General features: G+C 76.1%; 5 protein-coding genes and 1 pseudogene. 2 read left to right on the top strand and 4 right to left on the bottom strand.

The features are described from left to right. Positions 1 to 793 (top strand): annotated as a pseudogene (locus I6A60_RS20735) (hypothetical protein); the annotation flags it as partial. 27 nt (positions 794 to 820) lie between these two features. Here the strand turns inward: I6A60_RS20735 and I6A60_RS20730 are convergent. From I6A60_RS20730 to I6A60_RS20720, 3 genes are all read right to left on the bottom strand, one after another. Continuing rightward, complete coding sequence (locus I6A60_RS20730) at positions 821 to 1,549, bottom strand: hypothetical protein (protein ID WP_203017328.1); 729 nt, start codon at positions 1,547 to 1,549, stop codon at positions 821 to 823. A 414-nt stretch (positions 1,550 to 1,963) separates the two neighbouring features. Continuing rightward, a complete protein-coding gene (locus I6A60_RS20725; RefSeq protein ID WP_203055671.1) occupies positions 1,964 to 2,911 on the bottom strand; it encodes a DUF4097 family beta strand repeat-containing protein in 948 nt (315 codons plus the stop codon). Continuing rightward, complete coding sequence (locus I6A60_RS20720; protein WP_203022265.1) at positions 2,899 to 4,182, bottom strand: sensor histidine kinase; 1,284 nt, start codon at positions 4,180 to 4,182, stop codon at positions 2,899 to 2,901. The genes I6A60_RS20725 and I6A60_RS20720 overlap by 13 nt, the downstream gene beginning before the upstream one ends. A gap of 364 nt (positions 4,183 to 4,546) precedes the next feature. Here I6A60_RS20720 and I6A60_RS20715 point away from each other — a divergent pair, with 364 nt between their 5' ends. Further along, positions 4,547 to 7,012 (top strand): CoA transferase, encoded by a 2,466-nt coding sequence (locus tag I6A60_RS20715; RefSeq protein ID WP_203042562.1) that lies wholly within the window; start codon positions 4,547 to 4,549, stop codon positions 7,010 to 7,012. Here I6A60_RS20715 and I6A60_RS20710 read toward each other — a convergent pair. Then, positions 7,009 to 7,446 (bottom strand): VOC family protein, encoded by a 438-nt coding sequence (locus I6A60_RS20710; RefSeq protein ID WP_203022263.1) that lies wholly within the window; start codon positions 7,444 to 7,446, stop codon positions 7,009 to 7,011. The two genes, I6A60_RS20715 and I6A60_RS20710, sit on opposite strands and share 4 nt — an antisense overlap. Positions 7,447 to 7,607 lie beyond the last annotated feature (161 nt).

Here is a 7,607-nt window from a genome sequence, read left to right as displayed (position 1 = left end):
CGCGGCCCCGCCCCCGGGGGGCCCCCGCCCGGCGGCCCCCGCGCCCGCGGCCCCGGCCGCCCCGGCCCGCGGGGGGCCGGGCGGCGGCGCCCGGCTCGACGGGGTGGTGGGCGGCTCGGCACCGGTCCGGCCGGCCGCGTACTGGCCGGCCGTGTTCTGGCCCCCGGTGTTCTGGCCGCCGGTGCTGCTGTGGCGCACCTGGCACGAGGGCGCCCGCGGGCTCTGCGCCTGGCTGGCCGGGCGCGAGCCGGAGGCTGCGCGGACCCCGGTCGACGCGTTCGGCTGGACCGCGCCCGTCGAGGATCATCTCATCAGCCGGATGCTCGGCACCTGGCTCGACGGCTCCGCGATCGCGGCGGCGGCCGGGGTCCGGCTGCCTCCGCTGCGCGCCGCCGAGCTGCGGGCCGCGACCCGCCTCGCGCTCGGCCGGGTGCGTTGGCCCGGCGGCACGGACGGCGTCGGGAGCGATCCGGCACCGCTCGCGCTGACCCTGACCCGGGTCGACCCGACGGGCCAGCCCGTCGCCGGCCGGCCCGGTGGCGCCACGGTCGTCGGCCGGTGGCTGGTCGGCCCCGGCCGGGAACCGCTGGCCCTGCCCGAGACGCCCGCCTACGGCCCGGCCGAGGCCGACCAGCCGACCGGCGGCGAGGTCTGCCTCGACGTCGTCGACTTCTGCCTGCTGGCGACCGGCCGGCGCGGCCCGGTGGAGACCGCCGTGACCGGCGTCCTCAGCGCCAGCCCGGCGGCCGGGCGCGCGCTGCTCGCGGGGATGGCGGCGGTCCTGCCCGCCTGACGGGACGACCGAGGGCGGATCCCGCCGTCAGGCCTCCTCGGCCCCGGTCCGCAAGGCCGCCGAGTCGAGCGCGGCGTCCAGGGCGACCCGGTCGAGCTCGGTCCGCGCTACCGGCATCGCGACCGCCTGGACGACCTGGTCGGGCGGCCGCTGCCGGCGGTCGCGCTGCGGCCGGTAGATCTCGGCCGGCACCATCGGCCGGGCCGAGGCCGCGTCGGCCAGCTCCCGCCAGCCGGTCTCGGCGCTGGAGTAGGCGAGCTCCGCGAGCCGGCACACCGCGAGCACCTGGGTGAGGCACTCGACCTGACCGACCGCGTCGTCGACCCCGTAGTGGGCCGCGTAGAGCGCGTCCCAGGCGCGTTCGGCGTGCTCGCCGCGCTGGTCGTCGTCGCACAGCCAGCCGAGTCCGCGCCCCTCCAGCACGGCCCGGACCCGCTGGCGGGCCGCCCGGCCGGCGCCGCCCGCGGGCGGCTCCCCGGCCAGCAGCGTGGTCAGCTGGCCGTGCGGCGTGGCGATGGCGCCCAGCACCTCGAGGTCAAGCCGCTGGTACCACCGCCGAGCGGCGTCCGGATCGACGAGCTCGGCCGCGATCTCGGCGAGCCGGACCCGGCCGGGCCCGGTCTGGGCGCGCGGGTCCGCGAGGAAGAACCGGCGGCCCAGGGCCGAGCGGTCGGACGAGCGCGGCGCCTCTCGTGACGACGCGTGGATTCCTTGTTCTGGGTCTACCCGGTGTTGCGAACCGCGGTCGTCAGGCATCCGACCACCTATACGTTCCAGGGCCACCGGAGGCGGACGGCTGTCCCGCATCCTTCGGGCTGGCCAGCAGGCGTCCCGTGCGTGGGCACGATCTCCGTGGGCACGATCTCCGTGGGCACGATGTCCTTGGGCACGATGTCCGTGGGCACAGTGTCGGCGGCCGGTTCCGGTGTCGCCCCCGACCCGGCGCCGGTACGGGAATCGTAGTGCGCCGTACTGGCCGAGCGGCGAACCCCATTGGTGTCCTGTATCCGACAGCAGTGGCCCTAAAACGCGATTCGGGCGTAAACGGCGAGCACGCTCTGTGCCGGCATTCACCGCGAACGGCGGCCGGGCGCACCCGGAGGCGCCCGCCGTTCGCGGTGGTCCGGCGGCGTCGGAACAGCACGCGGTGACCGTCACGGCCGCCGGTCGTCAGGGAGCGTAGACGACGGAGGCGTTGCCCGAGCTGGTTCTCGCCGTGATCGTTCGGCGGGCGGTCGGGTCGGTACGGACCCCGACCGTCCGGTCGCCGGACGACGTGTGCACCGAGACCAGGTAGGGCGACGGGCCGTCCGGCACCGCGACCCGTACGTCGCCGCTCGACGTCGTCGCCGTCACGTCGTCGGGGATCGCCGTCAGCCGCAGCGAGACGTCTCCCGAGGACGAGTGGGCGTACACCGACGTGGCGGCGAGCCCGGTCGCGCGCACGTCGCCGGACGAGGTGCTCAGCCGGGCCGTACCGGTGCCACCGGAGGTGATGACGTTGCCGGAGGACGTGGCGAGGTCGACCGGGCCGCGCAGGTCGGTCGCCCGGATGTCGCCGGACGACGAGCGGGCCACCACGGTGACCCCGGCCGGAACGGTGATCCGCAGGGTCGCGCCACAGCTGAGCGTGAAGTTCCAGCCACAGTGGGCGCTCACCTTCGCCGTGCCGCCGGAGACGTCGACGTTCAGCCGGGGCGCGCGGATGGTGCTGGTCAGGTGCGCCTCGACGACGGCCGGGCCGCTGCCCACGCCCGTCAGGATCACGTTCCCGTCGGATGTGCTGATCTCCAGCCGGGTGACCGACGTGGGCAGGACGGCGTGCTGGTCGACCTTGTCCCGGCCGGTCGTCCAGTTCATGGCCTGGCTTCCGGCGAACGCGGCGAACCCCAGCGCGAGCACGGTTCCCAGGACGAGCAGGACGACGCGGGCCCCGGGGTGACCGGCGTCCGAACGGGCCGTCGGCGGCTGGTCGCCGCCGGGCCCGCCGCCGTCTGGCCCGGTGAGGGCCGTCGCGGTGGTGGCCGGCCCGGTGGTGGCCGGCGCGGTCGAGAGGTCGGCCATCGCGCTGTCTCCCTCGGAGGCGGGACCGGTGGTGGGCGGGGTCAGTTCTGGCATGGCAGGTCCAGCCGTAGGGTCGTGCCGGTTCCGGGGGCGCTGGTGACGGAGAACGAGCCGTCGACGGCCAGCGCCCGGTCCCGCAGGCCGGACAGGCCCGAGCCGCCCGCCTCCCGGGCCCGGCCGGTGCCGTCGTCGCTGACCTCGACCTCCAGCCGGTCATCGACGCGGCGGGCGACGATCCGGGCGGTCTCGGCCTCGGCGTGACGGGCGATGTTCGTCAGCGCCTCGGCGACGAAGAAGTAGGCGACCGCCTCCACCTCGGCGGACGGCCGCGGCGCCACCGCGACGTCCAGGGTGACCGGTACCGGGCAGCGCGCGGCCAGCCCCGCGAGCGCCCCGTCGAGGCCCCGGTCGGTGAGCACCGCCGGGTGCAGGCCCCTCGCGAGGTCCCGCAGCTCGATGAGGGCACGCTTGGTCTCGGCGTGTGCCTCGGCGAGCAGGCCGCGGGCGCCGTCGGGGTCGGCCGAGAACCGTTCCTGCGCCCGCCCCAGCGTCATCGCGACGGACACGAGCCGCTGCTGGGCCCCGTCGTGCAGGTCACGCTCGATCCGGCGGCGCTCGGCCGCGGCGGCCGTGACCATCCCGGCCCTGCTCGCCTCCAGGTCCGCCACCCGCCGGGTCAGCGCCTCGCTGTCGCGCGGGCAGAGCATCCGGCGGGCGATGGCGAGCTGCAGCGCGGTCAGGCCCTGGGCCAGCCACGGCGCCGCGACCAGCGCGAGCACCCCGGCGACGAGGTGCGCGGCGACCGCGCCGCCGTAGCCGAGGTCGAAGCCGACCACCTCGTCGGGCCCGCCGAGCCGGTGCCCGTAGGCGGGGAACAGCAGGAACGCGACCGCGCCGCCCCAGAACGTCGCGACCACCCAGCCGCCCACCCAGCCCACCAGCGGCAGCACGAACAGCGCGTAGACGGTCTCCAGCCAGCTGCCGCCGGTACGCAGCCGGGCCCACATCCGCGACCAGGCCCGGCCCAGCCGGCCGGAATCGGGTGACGCGGCCGGCGGCACCGGGCGCAGCGGCAGCCGCTCGCCGAGGTAGGCCGCGTACCGCCAGGACTCGAACCGGGCGAACTGGTGTGCCAGCGCCAACGCCAGCCAGAGCAGCGGCAGCCCGATCGGGATGAGCCAGACGGTGGACGCGCCGGCGACGACGAAGGTGAGCACGAGGGCGAAGCTGAACGTCCCCAGCAGCGCCGTCTGGGCGCTGAACATCGTCGCCAGCCAGGCGCGGCGTCCGAACGTCGCCCGCAGTGCCGTGCCGAGCGCGTTCATCGGGCCCACCTCCCCGCCCGGGCTGCCCGGGCGCGTGTCGCGCCCACGCGGGCTCTCGCCCGCCGTGGACCTGATCGCGTCGTCATCTCGTTCGCGTCCCGCTGTTCTCGCCGCCGAGCGGCGCGTCGTGCGCCGCCGCGTCCCGCTGCCCGGGACGTTGTGTCGACCGTAGATCGGTTCGCCGGCCGGGACGATCGCGCAGACCCACCAATCCCTACTGGGGATAACCCGACCCGCGGGCCTGCGGCCGGCCTTCCCCACCGGCCGGGCGGTGCCGTCCGCCCGGCGGATTCGGATGCCGGGCGCCGCGATCGTTGATACGAACAGAGCCGGTACCAGGCACGAAGCCGGAGGACGGTGGCGCATGGCGACGGTGGCGGCTGGCCCGGGCGACGGGTCACCGGCGGGGGAGCGGGCTGCCGCGCTCGCCGGCGTGCGGGTGCTCGAGGCGTCCGTGACGCGGGCGGGCCGGATCGCCGGGATGCTGCTCGCCGACCTCGGCGCGCAGGTCGTCCGCGCCGACCTGGCCGCGGCCGGCGAGCCCTCGACTGACGGCTCGACCCTAGCCGCGGCGGCGGAGGCAGGCGGGTCCGAGCCGGTCTTGCCTGAGGAGCTCTGGTGGGACCGGGGGAAGCGGATCGTCCGCCTGGGGCCGGCCGACGTGGTGCGGCTGGCCGGCGGAGCCGACGTGCTGCTGGTCGACCAGACCCCCGCCCGGCTGGCGGCGCTGGGCCTGACCGCCGCCGAGCTGGCCGCCGCGTACCCGCGCCTCTGCCCCATCTGGCTGCCGCCCTACGGTGAGTGTGGCGAGTGGGCCGAGGTCGCTGAGGACCCGCTGCTGCTCGCCGCGCTCGGCGGTGTCGCCGCCCGCAACCCGGCGACCTGGGACTGTCCCGTCGCGCCGGTGACGGCCACGACGACCCATCTGCACGGCGCGCTCGGCGCCGCGGCCGCCATCGCCGCGCTGCTCGGGCGCCGCCGGGACGGCGGACGCGGCCACGGCGTCACCGTGAGCGGCCTCGACGCGGCCGCGGCGCAGCTCGGGATGATGACCCAGGTCGGCCTCGACGTCCCGGTGGTGCGCGGCTCCAAGACCACCGGGAAGGGCGTCCCCTACTGGCGGAACTACCAGACGTCCGACGGCCGCTGGCTCTACCTGGCCGCGCTCGTCCCGGAGATCTTCATCCGCGCGCTGGACGCGATGGACCGGATGGACGTCCTCGTCCAGCCCGGGGTCGAGGGCGATTGGAACCGCCTCCAGGTCTGGGAGCAGGGCGGCAAGCTGGTCGTCGACGAGCTGGTCGCCGAATTCCGCCGCCGGCCGCTGGCCGAGTGGCTGGAGCTGTTCGCCGCCCATGACGTCCCGTGCGCGCCGATCGCCAGGCGGGCCGAGTGGGCCGGCCGCGACATCGTCGCCGCGAACCACGCGTTCGTCCGTCGCGACCACCCGACGGTCGGGCCGGTCACCCTGCCCGGGTTCCCCGTCGATCTCACCCGGACCCCGGCCGTCCCCGGAGCCTTCCCGGCCACCGAGGACCTGCCGGCCGGCGGCGAGCTGTGGCCCGATGCCCCGCCCGGACCGGACCAGCCGGCCCTCGGCGAGGCGCCGTCGGCGGGACGGCTGCCACTGGCCGGGATCCGGGTCGTCGACCTGTCCTCCTACCTGGCCGGGCCGCTGATCGGGGAGATCCTCGCGGACTGGGGCGCGGACGTCGTGAAGGTCGAGCCCCCGGACGGTGACCCGTTCCGGGTGTTCCCGATGTCGGTCCTGGTCGCGAGCCAGCACAAGCGGTCGGTCGCCCTCGACATCGGCGCCCCCGGCGGAGCGGACGTGCTGCTGCGGCTGCTGCGCGGCGCGGACCTGTTCGTCGAGAACATGCGGCCCGGCCGGATGGAACGGGCCGGGCTCACCCCCGAGCGGGTGCTGGCCGGCAACCCGGGCCTGGTGCGCTGCTCGGTCTCCGCCTACGGCCACGCGGGCGAGTACGCCGACGCCCCCGGCTTCGACCCGGTGTTCCAGGCGCTGTCGGGCCTGGCCGACGCGCAGGGCGGCGACGACGACCCGGTGCTGACCCCGATCCCGCTGAACGACACGGGGACCGGTGTGCTCGGCGCGCTGTCGGCGCTGGCCGCGCTGCACGCCCGAGGCCGGGACGGCACCGGCGACCGGCTTTACCTGTCGCTGGCCAACACCGCGACCTTCCTGCAGTCACCCGAGTTCACCGACTACGCGGGCCGCCCACCGGCGCCGCGCGGCCGCGCCGACTTCCCCGGCCCGACGGCCGGCCACCGCTACTACCAGTGCGCCGACGGCTGGCTCGCCGTCGCCGCCGTCACCACCTCCCAGGTCGCCGAGCTGCTGGATGTGGCCGGCCTCCCGGGCGACGTCCAGCAGCTCGGCGGGCTGCGCGGCGACGACGAGCGGGCCGCGGCCCTCGCGGCGACGCTCGCCAACCGGCCGGTGCGCGACACGGCCGGGGCGCTCACCGCCCGTGGGATCCCGGCGGTTCCCGTCACCCTGGGGGACGAGCACATCGAGGCCCCACACCTGGTGGCCAACCGCTTCACCCATGTGGTGCCGGACCCGCGCTACGGCCGTTTCCACATCGCCCGCGGCTACGGGACCTGGGTGCACGACGCCGGCCGGCCACCGGCGCGCACCGTGCTCGTCGGCCACGACACCCGACTGGTCCTGGCCGAGGCTGGCTTCCCACCAGCCGAGATCGAGTCCCTGCTCGCGGCCAGGGTCGTCGCCGACGTCGTCCTGCGCGACATCCCGGCCGACGAGCCCTGGGGCCCACCCGCGCCGCCGGCCGCGCGGCCGTCCTAGCCGAGAAGCGGGGCGGCCTGGGCTGCCGCGTCGGGCATGAGGAACTCGATCCGGTTGCCGACCGGGTCGGCTACGTAGCAGTGCCGGTGCCCGGGGAAGTCATCGGCCCAGTCCAGGTCGACACCGGCGGCGGTGAGGCGTTCGGCCATCGCGTCGATGTCGTTGACCAGGATGGCCGGGTGGGCCTTGGTCGCCGGGGTGAAGTCGGACGTGACGCCGACGTGCAGCTCGAACCCCGGCCCACGGAACCAGGCCCCGCCCCGCGCCGCCAGCGGCGCCGGCTTCGGTACCTCGGTCAGCCCGACGAGGCCGACCCAGAACGCCCGGCAGGCGTCCTCGACGCCCCCCGGAACCGCCAGCTGGATGTGGTGCAGCCCGGTCACTCCGCTGAACGCGGGTGGGGCCTCGGTGCCTGTGCTGGTGCTGCTGGACATGCGGGCAGGCCTCCCAGGATCGGGTGATCCCCGTCCCCGCAGACTAGTGCCGCATCCGCGAAGGTTGGCCTCGTGCCGAGCCAGCAAGATCGCTGTTTTCGCCCTGCCGTGGCTGTAACCGCAGCGGTTCTGTGACCATGCGGGGGCCAAAACAGAGATCA

It is taken from the genome of Frankia sp. AgB1.9, assembly GCF_016786355.1.
GTDB lineage: Bacteria > Actinomycetota > Actinomycetes > Frankiales > Frankiaceae > Pseudofrankia.
This window is presented reverse-complemented; position numbering and strand designations above follow the sequence as displayed.